This is a genomic window from Streptomyces sp. URMC 124 (assembly GCF_051386455.1).
Taxonomy (GTDB): Bacteria; Actinomycetota; Actinomycetes; order Streptomycetales; family Streptomycetaceae; genus Streptomyces.
Genome location: NZ_JBPQTS010000055.1, coordinates 26158 through 40011 on the forward strand (window position 1 = coordinate 26158; position 13854 = coordinate 40011).

A 13854-nucleotide genomic window follows, 5' to 3' on the forward strand; every position below is an offset into this window, starting at 1 on the left:
CGTGGCACCAGAGTAATCAAGGAACCCCGCTCACCGCCGGGGCCCGGTCAGGTGGCGGAGCGTCCCGTGCCGTGCTCCTCCACCAGGGCGCGCAGGGCCCGGGCGTTGGCAATGGCCTGCTCCTTGGCGATGCCGGGCTGGATGCCCATGGCTGCCAGGCTCGTGCCGTCGGCGAGGTCCAGATGGACCCAGGCGTCGCCCGGGCGCAGGGTGACCCGGACGACCTGGGCCCACGCCAGCTGCCGCTTCGTGGTCAGGTTGACCACGGTGACGCCGTCGCGGGTGGCGACGACCTTGGGACGGCTGAGCAGCGCGAGGAAGGCGAAGACGAGCAGGCCGGTGCCGATGAAGGAGGCCCGGTCCACGGCCGTGGCCGTGTTGAGCAGGAAGGACACCGCCGTGAGGACGGCGAGCAGGGCCGTCCCCAGGCTCATCAGCACGACGCGGGTGCGGGTCGGGCGGAAGGTGACCGGGAGCCCGGGCGGGCCGGACGGGGATGCGGGCGTGGACACGTCGCTGGTGCTCTCGCTGGGTGGGGAGGGGCCGGGCCGGTCAGAGACGGCAGGCGTGGATGTTGGTGGTCAGGATGGCGCGGGCACCCAGCTCGTACAGCTCGTCCATGATGCTCTGGGCGTCGCGGGAGGGGACCATCGAGCGGACCGCGACCCAGCCCTCGTGGTGCAGCGGGGAGACGGTCGGCGACTCCAGGCCGGGGGTGAGGGCGACCGCGCGCTCCACGTGCTCCACCCGGATGTCGTAATCCATCATCACGTAGCGGCGGGCGACGAGGACGCCCTGCATCCGGCGGAGGAACTGCTGCACCTTGGGGTCGTCGGCCGGGGCGCCGGAGCGGCGGATGACGACGGCCTCCGACTTCAGGATCGGCTCGCCGATGATCTCCAGGCCGGCGTTGCGCAGGGTGGTGCCGGTCTCCACCACGTCCGCGATGATCTCGGCGACGCCGAGCTGGATGGCGGTCTCGACCGCGCCGTCGAGGTGGACGACGGCGGCGTCCACGCCGTTGTCGGCGAGGTGCTTGGTGACCAGGCCGGAGAAGGAGGTGGCCACCGTCATGCCGCCGAACTCGCTGACGTCCTTGGCCGTGCCCGGCCGGGTGGCGTAGCGGAACGTGGACCCGGCGAAGCCGAGCTGCATGATCTCCTCGGCCTGCGAGCCGGAGTCCAGCAGCAGGTCGCGGCCGGTGATGCCGATGTCGAGCTTGCCGGAGCCCACGTAGACGGCGATGTCGCGCGGGCGCAGGAAGAAGAACTCGACGTCGTTGGCCGAGTCGACGAGGACGAGCTCCCTGCGGTCCTTGCGCTGGCGGTAGCCGGCCTCATGGAGCATCGCCGACGCAGGCTCGGAGAGAGAACCCTTGTTGGGAACGGCGATGCGCAGCATGAGGTCGGTTTCCTTCGTGCGTGGGGATGTGCGGATGTAGGGGAAGAACTGCGGCGGCACCGGGGGCCGGTGCCGGCCGGATCAGAGGTGGGAGTAGACGTCGTCCAGCGAGATTCCGCGGGCGACCATCATCACCTGAACGTGGTACAGCAGCTGGGAGATCTCCTCCGCGGTGGCGTCGGCGCCCTCGTACTCGGCGGCCATCCACACCTCGGCGGCCTCCTCGACCACCTTCTTGCCGATGGCATGGACGCCCTTGCCCACCAGCTCGGCGGTGCGTGAGGTGGCGGGGTCGCCGTCGGCCTTCTGCTGGAGCTCTGCGAACAGCTCCTCGAACGTCTTCTTGGACATGGTGCGTCCTACCCTACGGGGTCCGCCCCCGCTGTCAGTGCCAGGGCTCGGACACCGACCGCAGAAGTACCGCCGTGGCGACGGCGGCGGTGACGGCCTCGTGGCCCTTGTCCTCGTTCGAGCCCTCGAGGCCGGCCCGGTCCAGGGCCTGCGCGTCGTCGTCGCACGTGAGGACGCCGAATCCCACGGGGACGCCGGTGTCCACGGCCACCTGGGTGAGGCCCTGGGTGACGCCCTGGCACACGTAGTCGAAGTGCGGGGTGCCGCCGCGGATGACGACGCCGAGCGCGACGATCGCGTCGTAGCCGCGGCCCGCGAGGACCTTCGCGGCGACGGGAAGCTCCCAGCTGCCGGGCACGCGCAGCACCGTCGGCTCGTCGATGCCGAGGTCGTGCAGCGCGCGCAGGGCGCCGTCGACCAGGCCGTCCATGACCTTCTCGTGCCACTGCGCGGCGATCACGGCCACCCGCAGGTCCTGGCAGTTCTTCACACTCAGCTCGGGGGCGCCCTTGCCGCTCACGTCGTTCTCTTTTCGGTCGGTGTCGTGCTCAGTGGGGGTGGTGCTCGGTGGGGTGCTGCTCGGTCGGTGAGGTGATGATCACTGGTTGCCGCAGGCCGACACGCGGTCGGCGTCCAGCCAGGGCAGGTCGTGACCCATGCGGTCCCGCTTGGTCCGCAGGTAGTGCAGGTTGTGCTCGCCGGCCTGGACGGGCATGGGCTCGCGGCCGGTGACGCGCAGACCGTGGCGCACGAGGGCGGCGGTCTTGTCGGGGTTGTTGGTCAGCAGGCGCAGCGAGCGCACGCCGAGGTCGGTGAGGATCGTCGCGCCGGCAGCGTAGTCGCGCGCGTCGGCGGGCAGGCCCAGTTCGAGGTTGGCGTCGAGGGTGTCGCGGCCGTCCTCCTGGAGCTCGTAGGCGCGCAGCTTGGGCAGCAGCCCGATGCCGCGGCCCTCGTGGCCGCGCAGGTAGAGCACGACGCCGCGGCCCTCTCCGGCGATCCGCTCCAGGGAGGAGTGCAGCTGGGGGCCGCAGTCACAGCGCAGCGAGGCGAAGACGTCCCCGGTCAGGCACTCGGAGTGGACGCGCACCAGCACGTCCTCGCCGTCGCAGAGGTCACCGGCGACGAGCGCGATGTGCTCGACGCCGTCGGCCGCGGAGCGGTAGCCGTAGGCGCGGAAGTCGCCGAAGGCGGTGGGCAGACGGGTCTCGGCCTCGCGGTGCACGGCGGCCTGCGCCGTCCGGCGGTGGGCGATCAGGTCCTCGATGGAGATGATCGCGAGGCCGTGCTTGCGGGCGAAGGGGATCAGCTCGGGCAGGCGCAGCATCGCGCCGTCCTCGCCGGCGATCTCCACGATCGCGGCGGCGGGCCGCAGGCCGGCGAGCCGGGCCAGGTCCACGCCCGCCTCGGTGTGGCCGTTGCGGACCAGGACGCCGCCGGGCTTGGCGCGCAGCGGGAAGACGTGGCCCGGGCGGACGAAGTCGCCGGGGACGGCCGCCGGGTCCGCGAGCAGCCGGATGGTGGTGGCCCGGTCCGCGGCGGAGATGCCCGTGTCGGTGCCGTGCTCGCGGGAGGCGTCGACGGAGACGGTGAAGGCCGTGCGCATGGACTCGGTGTTGTCGGCGACCATCTGCGGCAGGTCGAGCCGCTCGACGTCGTCCTCCTCCAGCGGGACGCAGATCAGGCCGCGGCACTCGCTCATCATGAAGGCGACGATCTCGGTGGTGACCTTCTCCGCCGCCACGACGAGGTCGCCCTCGTTCTCGCGGCTCTCGTCGTCCACGACGACGACGGGCCGGCCGGCGGCGATGTCGGCGATGGCACGCTCGACGGAGTCGAGCGCGAACTCGCCGGTCAGGGGCCGGTCCTCGGTCTCCAGGATGGTCATGCGCCTGCTCCCTTGTTCGCTTCTCCGCCCGCGCGGCGCAGCGGTGCGGGTGTCGTGGTCGGCTGCAGCCCGGTGGCCGCGCGTGCGTCGCTCACGAAAGTGCTCCTTCCAGTGCGGGCTTCACGCTCTCGCGGGAGCGCAGCCACCAGTCGCGCATGCCCCACAGGACCAGGGCGAAGTAGATGACGTAGACCAGGCCGGAGAAGGCGAGGCCGCTGCTGAACGCGAGCGGGACGCCCACGACGTCGACCAGCAGCCAGGCCACCCAGAACTCGACGAGCCCGCGGGCCTGGGCCACCATCGCGGCGAGCGTGCCGACGAAGATGTAGGCGTCGGGCCACGGGTTCCAGGACAGCTCCGGCACGGCGGTGAACAGGGCGCCGACGGCGAGGGTGCCGGCGGCGGTGCCGCCGAGCAGCGCGAGGCGCTCGCGCCAGGTGGCGAAGCGGACGGCGATGGAGCCGTCCTGGGCGCTGCGCCGGCCGCGCGTCCACTGCCGCCACCCCCACAGCGCCACGCCGATCACGAGGAGCTGCTTGCCGATGCCCCCGCTGAGGTGGGCCGAGGCGTACGCGGCGACGAGGATGACGCCCGAGAGGAACTGGACGGGCCAGGTCCATATGGAGCGCCGCCAGCCGAGGGCGAGCGCGGCGAGGCCGATGGTGTTGCCGATCATGTCGGACCAGATCACCCGCTGGTCGAAGGCCGTGAAGGCCTCGCCGTTCAGCCAGTCGAGGGCGCTCATGCGATCCGCTCCTGACCGGCGCGCTGCCCGAGCAGCCGCTCGACGTACTTGGCGAGGACGTCCACCTCGAGGTTGACCGGGTCGCCGGGCTGCTTGATGCCCAGGGTGGTCAGTTCGAGCGTGGTGGGGATGAGGCTGACGGTGAAGTGCTCGTCGGCCGCCTCGACCACGGTCAGGCTGATGCCGTCGACGGTGATGGAGCCCTTGTCGACGACGTAGCGGGCCAGCCCGGCCGGCAGGCCGATCTTCACGATCTCCCAGTGCTCGCCGGGGATCCGCTCCAGCACGGTGCCGGTGCCGTCGACGTGGCCCTGGACCAGGTGGCCGCCGAGGCGCCCGCCGAGCGCCATGGGGCGTTCGAGGTTGACGCGCGAGCCGGGGACGAGGGCGCCCAGGCTGGAGCGCTTGAGGGACTCGGCCATCACGTCCGCGGTGAACTCGCCGTCGGCGGTCTCCACGACGGTGAGGCAGACGCCGTTGACGGCGATCGAGTCACCGTGCTTGGCGTCCTGGGTCACGATCGGGCCGCGGAGCCGGAACAGGGAGCTGTCGCCGAGGTTCTCGACGGAGACGACCTCGCCCAGTTCTTCGACGATTCCGGTGAACACTGTCAGTTCTCCTCAGGGGCGGTGGCGGAAGCGGTGGGGACTGCGGTGATCCGCAGGTCGGGCCCGAGCCGGGCGACGTCGGTCACCTCGAGGCGCAGGGCCCGGGCGATCGTGCCGATGCCGGCGTCGCCGAGGGCGGCCGGCCCGGCGCCGAGCAGGGCGGGGGCGAGATAGCCGACGACGCGGTCGACCCCGCCCGCGGCGACGAAGGAGCCGGCGAGGGCCGGGCCGCCTTCGAGCAGGACGGAGCGGACGCCGCGCGCGTGGAGCTCGCGGAGCAGGGCGTGCACGTCGAGCCCGCCGCCGGACCCGGCCCGGGGCAGGCGCACCACGTCGACGCCGGCCAGGTGGGCGGTGTCGGCGTGCTCGCCGACCGCGATCAGGGTCGGCGCCGCGTCGTCCAGGACGCGGGCGCCGGGGCGCACCGAGGCGTGCGTGTCGATGACGACGCGCAGCGGCTGGACGGCACCTTCGCGGTCCCGCACGGCCAGGTGCGGGTCGTCGGCGCGCAGGGTGCCCGAGCCGACCACGACGGCGTCGGCCTCGGCCCGCAGCCGGTGGACGTCGGCGCGGGACTCCGCGGAGGTGATCCAGCGGCTGGTGCCGTCGGCGGCGGCGCTGCGCCCGTCGAGCGTGGCGGCGTACTTCCACAGCACGAAGGGGCGCCCGTGCCGCACCGAGGTGAGCCAGGCGGCGTTGCCGGCGGCGGCCTCGTCGGCGAGGAGGCCGCCCTCGGTGTCGACGCCGGCGGCGGCCAGGGTGGCGGCGCCGCCGGTGGCGGCCTCGGTGGGGTCGGCCACGGCGTAGACGACGCGGCCGATGCCGGCGTCGATCAGGGCCCGGGCGCAGGGGCCCGTGCGGCCGGTGTGGTTGCAGGGTTCGAGGGTGACGACGGCGGTGGCGCCGCGCACGTCGTGACCGGCGGCGGAGGCCGCGGCGAGGGCTTCGACCTCGGCGTGCGGGCCGCCGGCGCGGCGGTGCCATCCCTCGCCCAGGACGGTGCCCCGGGGGCCGAGGATCACGCAGCCGACGACGGGGTTGGGGCTCGTCGCGCCAAGGGCGCGAGCGGCGAGCGCGAGGGCGCGTCGCATCGCGTCTGCTTCGGTCGCGGTGGCCACCGGGTCCTCCTGCCTCTTCGGGCACGGACTCCGGGGCTGTCGTACGGGACGACGAAAGAAGCGGGTACGCCGCAGCGGGGGACACCACGGCCCTTGCGGGGGCCGCGCGGGAAGGGCCGCCCGTGAGGGCGGGCCACCTGCGACGGTGTGCCGATACGGACCCGCCGCGCACTGCCTCCCATCCGGACTTTAACCGTCGGTCCAGGAATTTCACCTGGTCAACCGGCCGCTGGATGCGGTCGGGTCGCGGACTGTAACCGCCGGTTCGGACTTTCACCGACCCCGGAGTGCGCTGCGTTTCTCAAATGTCTGGTCATGCTACATGCGTACGGCCCGCGGCTTCTCAAAACCGCTGGTCGACGGGATCGAGCGTACGCCGGGCGGCGGCGCGGTGTCCACGGCGATGTGACGTACCAGACCCCGGGGCGGATCCCGGGCCGGACCCCGGGCCGCACAAGGCCTGCGCGGGGGTGCGGCGGAGCGTCCGGCTCCGATTCCCGGGCTTGGTCCATACCTATTGACGCACTGGTCTAGTCCTCTTAACCTCTGCCACACCTCCGAGGAGTACGGCCCGCCGGTGGGCGCACACCGGCGGGCACCGGCACGACGCTCACCCCCCGCCCGCCCGGCACCGCCGGGCACCCCACCTGGAGGACCTGATCGTGTTGTTCCGAGAAGACCGGGAGCCCCGGGAGAGCCGCAAGCCCCGAAAGAGATCCTGTACCGGTCCCCGCGCCCGCCGCGGGATCACCGTCGCCGCCGTCGGCACCGCCCTGGCCGGGCTGCTGATCGGCACCGTTTCGGCGACCACGTCGCACGCCGAGGACCAGGCGGCCTGCCGCCCCGACGGTCTCTACGCCACCCCCGGGACCGACGTCCCCTACTGCTCCGTCTACGACTCCGCCGGCCGCGAGAAGATGGGCGCCGACCACCAGCGCCGCGTCATCGGCTACTTCACGGGCTGGCGCACCGGCAAGGACGGCACCCCCGCCTACCTCGCCCCCGACATCCCGTGGGACAAGGTCACCCACCTCAACTACGCCTTCGCGCACGTCGGCCCCGACGACAGGATCTCCGTGGGCGCGGACGGCGCGGGCAACCCCGCGACCGGCATGACCTGGCCCGGCGTCCCCGGCGCCGAGATGGACCCGGAGCTGCCCTACAAGGGCCACTTCAACCTGCTGAACAAGTACAAGAAGCAGCACCCGCAGGTGAAGACCCTCATTTCCGTGGGCGGCTGGGCCGAGACCGGCGGCTACATCGACGAGAACGGAAAGCGCGTCGACTCCGGCGGCTTCTACAAGACGGCGACCAACGCCGACGGCTCGGTCAACCAGGCCGGGATCGACACCTTCGCCGATTCGGCCGTCGCCTTCGTCAAGAAGTACGGATTCAACGGCGTCGACATCGACTACGAATACCCGACGTCGATGAAGGACGCCGGGAACCCCAAGGACTGGGCGCTCGCCAACGCCCGCCGCGGGGGCCTGAACAAGGGGTACGCGGCCCTGATGAAGACGCTCCGCGAAAAGCTCGACAAGGCCGGCGCGGCGGACGGAAAGCACTACCTCCTCTCGGTCGCCGCACCCTCCTCCGCATACCTGCTGCGCGGCATGGAGACGTACCAGACCACGAAGTACCTGGATTACGTCAACGTCATGTCGTACGACCTGCACGGCGCCTGGAACGAATTCGTCGGCCCCAATGCCGCGCTCTACGACGACGGAAAGGACGCCGAGCTCGCCAAGTGGGGCGTCTACACCACCGCCCAGTACGGCGGGACCGGCTACCTCAACGGCGACTGGGCCTACCACTACTTCCGCGGATCGATGCCCGCGGGCCGGATCAACCTCGGGCTGCCCTACTACACGCGCGGCTGGAAGAACGTCACCGGCGGCACGAACGGCCTGTGGGGCACGGCGAAGACCACCTCCTGCCCGGCCGGATCGGGGCTCACCACCTGCGGCGACGGCGCCGTCGGCATCGACAACCTCTGGCACGACAAGGACGACGCCGGCAAGGAGTCCCCGGCCGGCTCCAACCCGATGTGGCACGCCAAGAATTTGGAGAAGGGCGTCGTCGGCGACTACGCCGGGAAGTACGGCTTCCCGGCCGGCACCAAGCTCACCGGCACCTACGCCCGCAACTACGACACGGGCCTGACCGCGCCCTGGCTCTGGAACGCGGAGAAGAAGGTCTTCCTGTCCACCGAGGACGAGCAGTCGGTGAAGGCCAAGGCCCAGTACGTGGTCGACAAGGGCCTCGGCGGGACCATGGTCTGGGAACTCGCCGGCGACTACGGCTGGAACGCCGCCAAGGGGCAGTACGAACCGGGCAGCACCCTCACCACCGCGATGTACGACGCGTTCAAGTCCGCACCCGCCTACGGCGCCCGCCGCGCGACCACCGACCTGCCCGCCCAGGCCCTCGACGTGGACGTCAGCTTCACGAACTTCCCGCTCGGCGACAGCAACTACCCGATCAACCCGAAGGTCCGCATCACCAACCGGACCAAGGTCACCCTCCCCGGCGGCACGGAATTCCAGTTCGACTACGGCAATTCCGCGCCCGGGAACGCCAAGGACCAGTCGGGCTGGGGGCTGAAGGTCGTCCGCAGCGACCACACCGCCGCCGACAACATCGGCGGCCTCAAAGGCGACTACAACCGGGTCTCCGTGAAGCTCCCCGCCTCCCAGCCGCTCGCGCCCGGCGCTTCGGCGGACCTCGACCTCGTCTACTACCTGCCGGTGTCGACGCCCTCCAACTGGACCGTGACCTTCGGCGGCAAGACGTACGCCCTCGCCGGCGACCTGGCCCGCGGCACGACCGTCGTCGACCCCGGTGGCCCCACGCCGACCCCGACGGGAACGCCGACCGGCACCCCCACCGGCAAGCCGACCGGCGGCACCTGCACCGCGCCGCAGTGGGACAAGGCGGCCGTGTACAACGGCGGCGCCACCGTCTCCTGGAAGTCCCACTCCTGGAAGGCCAGGTGGTGGACCCAGGGCGACGAGCCCGGCACCACCGGCGAATGGGGGGTGTGGCAGGACGCGGGCGCCTGCTGACGCCCGGACGGGGTCCGTGACGGGGTCGACCCGCGCGGGTCCCGTCGGGGAGGATGAGGCGCCATGGACGCGAAAGACGGGGCCACGGACCGCGCCGGCCGCCGGCTGCACCGCGCACGGCTCGCCGTGGCCGCGGTGTTCGCCGTCCACGGCGCGGTCACCGGCAGCTTCGCCACCCGTATCCCCTGGATCCAGAGCCACTTGGACCTCAGCTCCGGCGAGCTGGGCCTCGCGCTCGTCCTCCCCGCCATCGGATCCTCCTGCGCCATGCCGCTCGCGGGCCGCATCAGCCACCGCTTCGGCTCCCGGGCCGCGCTGCGCGGGCTGATCGTCCTGTGGTGCGCCTCGCTGGCCCTGCCCGCTCTCTCTCCGGGGCTGCTCGCGCTCTGCGGGGCGCTGTTCGTCTACGGGGCGACGTCCGGCACGGCGGACGTCGCCATGAACGCGCTGGGCGTGGAGACCGAGGAGCGGCTGGGCCGTTCGATCATGTCGGGGCTGCACGGGATGTGGAGCGCGGGCGCGCTCGCCGGGTCGGCCGCAGGGGCGGCCGCCGCCCACGCGGACCTCGACGCCCGGGTCCACCTGGGCCTCGCGGCGGCGGTGCTGGCCGTGCTCGGCGCGGTCGCCTGCCACTGGGTCCTCGACCTGCGCACCGCCGCCGACGAGCACCCGCCGCCCCGGTTCGCGCTGCCGCCGCGGGCGGCGCTCGTCATCGGCGCTGTGGGCTTCTGCGCGGTCTTCGCCGAGGGCGCGAGCCTGGACTGGTCGGCGGTCTTCCTCCGCGACGTCATCGGCGCGAGCCCCGGCGTCGCCGCCGCCTGTACGACGGCGTTCTCCTGCACGATGGCCCTCGCCCGGTTCGCCGGCGACGCGGTCGTGCGGCGCTTCGGGCCCGTACGGACCGTGCGCGCGAGCGGGGTGCTGGCCACGGCGGGCGGGCTGCTGGTGGTGACGGCCCCCGGAGTGCCGTCCGCCATCGCCGGGTTCGCGCTGATCGGCGTGGGCATCGCCGTCGTGGTCCCGCTGGCCTTCGCGGCGGCGGGGCGCAGCGGGCCCGCGCCGAGCCAGTCCATCGCGGGTGTCGCGACGATCACCTACACCTCGGGGCTTGTGGCCCCGGCCGCCATCGGGCAGATCGCGGACGCCAGTTCCCTGGTGACGTCGTTCGGGCTGGTCACCGTGCTGGCGGCGGGGCTGGTGGCCGGGGCGGGCGTGCTGCGGACCCGGGAGCCGGAGCGCGCGGCGGCGGCGAAGGCGCCGGGGGAGCGGTCGAGGACGGGCTGAACGACGGCCGGCCGGACGGCCCCGGCCCCGGGGTCCGCAGCCCCGGATCGCGGGGCTCCGGGCCCCGGGGCCGGAGGGGGAAATCCCGGACGGGCCGGGCGGCGGACCGGTGAGGTCCGTCGCACGGCCCGCGCCGTGGTGATGAGGTGCAGGGGGAACTAGAGGATGCCGCCGAGGATGCCCCAGCCGCCGCCCCAGCCGCCCCAGCCGCCGTGGTGGCCGCCCCAGCCGCAGCTGCGGTGGCAGTCGTCGTCCCAGCCGCCGTGGCCGCGGTGGTGGCCGCCGCCCCAGCCGCCGCCCCAGCCCCAGTCGTCCCAGCCCCAGCCGTGGTCGCAGTCGTGGTCGCGGTGGTGGCCGCCCCAGCCGCCGTGGTCGTGGTGACCGCCCCAGCCGTTGTGGTGGCCGCCCCAGCCGTCGTGGTGGTCGCGGCCGTGGTCGTGGTCGCGGCCGTGGTCGCGGCCGTGGTCACGTCCGTGGTCGCGGCCGTGGTCGCGGCCGTCACGGTCGTGGTCGTCGTCGTGGAAGGCGACCGCCGGCGTGGCGGGGGCGGCCTGGGCCACTCCGGCGGCCGGGACGATCGCGACGGCGGCGATGATGGCAGCGGCCGCGGCGCGGCCGGCGAGCTTACGCATGTGTTTTCTCCTGAGTTGCAGGAATCGGACAATGGCACCGATACCGTGCGTAGAGCGGAGAACAGCATGGGAAGACGGTCATACAGTCCTACGGGTGACCGATTGCGCCGGTTGCAGCCAAAACCCCGCGGCGGCGGGCGGGGACGGGTGGACCGGAGCACCGTCCGGCCCGGCTTAGCATGAACCGGATCATCACCCCCCACACGACTTCTCGGGAGCTTCCATGGGCCTCGGCGTGCGCTGGACCCTGCACGGAGACGGGCGCACCCCCGCCCCTGGAGCCGTCGTCCGGCCCGACGAGCGGCTCTCGTGGCCGCGGACCGCCGGACTCGGCGCGCAGCACGTCGTCGCCATGTTCGGCGCGTCCTTCGTGGCTCCGGTCCTCATGGGCCTGGACCCCAACCTCGCGATCATGATGTCGGGCGTCGCCACCATCCTGTTCCTCCTCGCGACGCGCGGCAGGGTGCCCAGCTATCTGGGGTGCAGCCTGTCCTTCGTCGGCGTCGCCGCGATCATCCGGGCACAGGGCGGCGGCAGCGCGGCCGTCACCGGCGCGATCTTCGTGGTCGGCGCGGCGCTCCTGCTGAGCGGGCTGGTGGTGCAGAAGTTCGGCGCGAGGATCATCCACGCGGCGATGCCGCCGGTGGTCACCGGCGCCGTGGTCATGCTGATCGGCTTCAACCTGGCGCCGGTCACGGCCCGCACGTACTGGCCGCAGGACCAGTGGACGGCGCTGCTGACCATGCTCTTCACCGGCCTCGCCGTGGTGTGCCTGCGCGGCTTCTGGTCGCGCGTCGCGATCTTCCTCGGCCTGGTCTTCGGCTACGCGATCTCATGGCTCTTCGACCGCCTCTTCGGCAGGATCCACTCGGTGAACGGCGGCCCGGAGGCTGTCGACCACTGGCGCCTCGACCTGTCCGGGGTCTCCCGGGCCGACTGGATCGGCCTGCCGTCGCTGCACGCCCCGAGCTTCGGCTGGTCCGCGGCGCTGGTCGCGCTGCCGGTCGTCATCGCGCTGATCGCCGAGAACGCGGGGCACGTGAAGGCCGTCGGCGAGATGACCGGCGACCGGCTGGACGACCAGCTGGGCACCGCGATCTCCGCGGACGGCGTCGCCACGATGCTCTCCACCGCCGTCGGCGGCCCCGCCAACACCACGTACTCCGAGAACATCGGCGTCATGGCGGCCACCCGCGTCTACTCCACCGCCGCCTACTGGGCCGCGGCCGGCTTCGCCCTCCTCTTCGGCATCTGCCCGAAGTTCGGCGCCGTCGTCGCCGCGATCCCCGGCGGCGTGCTGGGCGGCATCACCGTCATCCTCTACGGCATGATCGGCCTGCTCGGCGCGCAGATCTGGGTCCACAACAAGGTCGACCTGCGCAACCCGCTGAACCTGGTGCCCGTCGCCGCGGGCGTCATCATCGGCATCGGCGGCGTCAGCCTGAAGATCAGTGAGAACTTCGAGCTGAGCGGCATCGCCCTGGGCACGATCGTGGTCCTCTCCGGCTACCACGTCCTGCGCGCCCTGGCCCCGGCCCACCTCAAGACGCAGGAGCCCCTCCTGGACGAGGGGACGAGCAGCTACGACCCGGAGGCGGAGTCCGCCGCCGCGGAGGAGAAGGACGGGAAGTAGGCCGCACGGCCTGCGCCGGGGGAGGCGGCCGGGACCGCTAGGCGGGCGGATCCTGGGGGTCGCGGGACCCGTCGCGCCGCGCGCCCCGGCCCGGCCCCGACAGCACCTCCCCGTAGGCCTGCATCAGGTCCGGCAGGCGCAGCGTGGCCAGGTCGTCGCGGGTCGGGGTGCCCGGGTATCCGGACAGCCGCAGATCGCGGTACGCGCAGCTCTTCTCGTACAGGGTGCGCAGGAAGCGGCCGTTGCCGAGCTCGTCGATCCAGCCCTGGGCGACGACGTGCGCGCTGATGCTGCGCAGCTCCTCCAGCGCCTCCTCGTCCCAGCCGTCCCCGTTCTCGGCCGCCAGCACCTCGCCGATGCTGGTGAGTTCGGAGGGACGGTAGCTGGGGAAGTCGACGCGTGTGGTGAAGCGGGAGCCGAGGCCGGGGTTGGTGGCCAGCAGCCGGTCCATGCCCTCGGGATAGCCGGCGAGGATCACCACGAGCCGGTCGCGGTTGTCCTCCGCGCGCTTGAGCAGCACCTGCAGGGCCTCGTCGCCGTAGGCGTCGCCCTTGGAGTAGCCGGAGTTGGACAGGCTGTACGCCTCGTCCACGAAGAGCACCCCGCCGAGCGCGGAGTCGATCAGCTCGTTGGCCTTCACGGCCGTCTGGCCCAGGAACTCGCCGACCAGGTCGGAGCGCTGGGCCTCGACCAGGTGGTCGCCGCCGAGGAGCCCCAGGGCGTAGAAGACCCGGCCGAGGATGCGGGCGACGGTGGTCTTTCCGGTGCCCGAGGGGCCGGAGAAGACGAAGTGGCGCTTGGGGGGCTGCACCGGCAGGCCCTGACCGGCCCGCAGCCGTGCCATGTGCAACTGGGCGGACAGCGCCCGCACCTGCCGCTTGACGGGCTCCAGGCCCACCATCCGCTCCAGCTCCGCGAGGGCCCTGGCCAGCAGGACCGGGTCGGAGGGGCCGGGCAGCGGCTTGCCTGCGGACTGGACGGGGATGCGGGCCTTGCGGCGCACGTCGTCGGGGCCGGCGTCCGCCTGCAGGGTGCCCGCGGGCTCCGGACCGGTGCCCGTCAGCACGTCACGGCCGTCGAGGACGTCGGGGACGGCGGCGGGGGCGGGCGCTGTCCGCCCAGTTGCACATGG

At 72.8% G+C, this 13854-nt stretch carries 13 protein-coding genes and 1 riboswitch; of the genes, 3 read left to right on the plus strand and 10 right to left on the minus strand.

All coding sequences use genetic code 11. The features are described from left to right. Positions 1–47: 47 nt before the first annotated feature. The 8 genes from ACSNOG_RS14310 to ribD all read right to left on the minus strand — a co-directional run bounded on the left by ACSNOG_RS14310 (position 48) and on the right by ribD (position 6108). A complete protein-coding gene (locus ACSNOG_RS14310) occupies positions 48–512 on the minus strand; it encodes a PH domain-containing protein (protein WP_436753011.1) in 465 nt (154 codons plus the stop codon). Positions 513–552: 40 nt separating this feature from the next. After that, a complete protein-coding gene (gene hisG / locus ACSNOG_RS14315; RefSeq protein ID WP_436753012.1) occupies positions 553–1401 on the minus strand; it encodes an ATP phosphoribosyltransferase in 849 nt (282 codons plus the stop codon). 81 nt (positions 1402–1482) lie between these two features. Beyond that, entirely contained in the window at positions 1483–1752 is a 270-nt protein-coding gene (locus ACSNOG_RS14320; RefSeq protein WP_058047755.1) for a phosphoribosyl-ATP diphosphatase, read from the minus strand. A gap of 34 nt (positions 1753–1786) precedes the next feature. Further along, a complete protein-coding gene (gene ribH / locus ACSNOG_RS14325; protein ID WP_436753013.1) occupies positions 1787–2272 on the minus strand; it encodes a 6,7-dimethyl-8-ribityllumazine synthase in 486 nt (161 codons plus the stop codon). Between the two features lie 78 nt (positions 2273–2350). After that, on the minus strand, positions 2351–3637 hold the full coding sequence (locus ACSNOG_RS14330) for a bifunctional 3,4-dihydroxy-2-butanone-4-phosphate synthase/GTP cyclohydrolase II (protein WP_436753014.1): 1287 nt from the start codon (positions 3635–3637) through the stop codon (positions 2351–2353). A gap of 91 nt (positions 3638–3728) precedes the next feature. After that, a complete protein-coding gene (locus ACSNOG_RS14335) occupies positions 3729–4382 on the minus strand; it encodes a nicotinamide mononucleotide transporter family protein (RefSeq protein ID WP_436753015.1) in 654 nt (217 codons plus the stop codon). Continuing rightward, complete coding sequence (locus ACSNOG_RS14340) at positions 4379–4990, minus strand: riboflavin synthase (RefSeq protein WP_436753016.1); 612 nt, start codon at positions 4988–4990, stop codon at positions 4379–4381. The genes ACSNOG_RS14335 and ACSNOG_RS14340 overlap by 4 nt, the downstream gene beginning before the upstream one ends. 2 nt (positions 4991–4992) lie before the next feature. Next, positions 4993–6108 (minus strand): bifunctional diaminohydroxyphosphoribosylaminopyrimidine deaminase/5-amino-6-(5-phosphoribosylamino)uracil reductase RibD, encoded by a 1116-nt coding sequence (gene ribD / locus ACSNOG_RS14345; protein WP_436753017.1) that lies wholly within the window; start codon positions 6106–6108, stop codon positions 4993–4995. Between the two features lie 164 nt (positions 6109–6272). Next, a riboswitch (FMN riboswitch) is annotated at positions 6273–6403 on the minus strand. A gap of 451 nt (positions 6404–6854) precedes the next feature. Here ribD and ACSNOG_RS14350 point away from each other — a divergent pair. Together ACSNOG_RS14350 and ACSNOG_RS14355 are read left to right on the plus strand one after the other, a co-directional pair. Continuing rightward, positions 6855–9173 carry a chitinase C-terminal domain-containing protein gene (locus ACSNOG_RS14350; RefSeq protein ID WP_436753023.1) on the plus strand — a complete coding sequence of 773 codons (2319 nt, stop codon included), beginning with the start codon at positions 6855–6857 and terminating at the stop codon, positions 9171–9173. A 63-nt stretch (positions 9174–9236) separates the two neighbouring features. After that, entirely contained in the window at positions 9237–10457 is a 1221-nt protein-coding gene (locus tag ACSNOG_RS14355; RefSeq protein ID WP_436753018.1) for an MFS transporter, read from the plus strand. A 158-nt stretch (positions 10458–10615) separates the two neighbouring features. Here ACSNOG_RS14355 and ACSNOG_RS14360 read toward each other — a convergent pair whose 3' ends face one another. Beyond that, positions 10616–11089, minus strand: a complete 474-nt coding sequence (locus ACSNOG_RS14360; RefSeq protein WP_436753019.1) for a hypothetical protein — start codon at positions 11087–11089, stop codon at positions 10616–10618. Positions 11090–11312: 223 nt separating this feature from the next. Between ACSNOG_RS14360 and ACSNOG_RS14365 the strand changes: the two genes are divergently transcribed. Then, on the plus strand, positions 11313–12722 hold the full coding sequence (locus ACSNOG_RS14365) for a uracil-xanthine permease family protein (protein ID WP_436753020.1): 1410 nt from the start codon (positions 11313–11315) through the stop codon (positions 12720–12722). A gap of 37 nt (positions 12723–12759) precedes the next feature. On the opposite strand, the gene ACSNOG_RS14370 is transcribed toward ACSNOG_RS14365, so the two are convergent. Beyond that, on the minus strand, positions 12760–13854 hold a 1095-nt coding region (locus ACSNOG_RS14370), incomplete at its 5' end, for an AAA family ATPase (RefSeq protein WP_436753021.1).

Excerpts from the sequence above, each read along its gene's own strand:
- hisG (WP_436753012.1), bottom strand. The coding sequence starts at position 1,401 with ATGCTGCGCATCGCCGTTCCCAACAAGGGTTCTCTCTCCGAGCCTGCG.
- ACSNOG_RS14320 (WP_058047755.1), bottom strand. The coding sequence starts at position 1,752 with ATGTCCAAGAAGACGTTCGAGGAGCTGTTCGCAGAGCTCCAGCAGAAG.
- ACSNOG_RS14330 (WP_436753014.1), bottom strand. The coding sequence starts at position 3,637 with ATGACCATCCTGGAGACCGAGGACCGGCCCCTGACCGGCGAGTTCGCG.
- ACSNOG_RS14335 (WP_436753015.1), bottom strand. The coding sequence starts at position 4,382 with ATGAGCGCCCTCGACTGGCTGAACGGCGAGGCCTTCACGGCCTTCGAC.
- ACSNOG_RS14355 (WP_436753018.1), top strand. The coding sequence starts at position 9,237 with ATGGACGCGAAAGACGGGGCCACGGACCGCGCCGGCCGCCGGCTGCAC.
- ACSNOG_RS14360 (WP_436753019.1), bottom strand. The coding sequence starts at position 11,089 with ATGCGTAAGCTCGCCGGCCGCGCCGCGGCCGCTGCCATCATCGCCGCC.
- ACSNOG_RS14365 (WP_436753020.1), top strand. The coding sequence starts at position 11,313 with ATGGGCCTCGGCGTGCGCTGGACCCTGCACGGAGACGGGCGCACCCCC.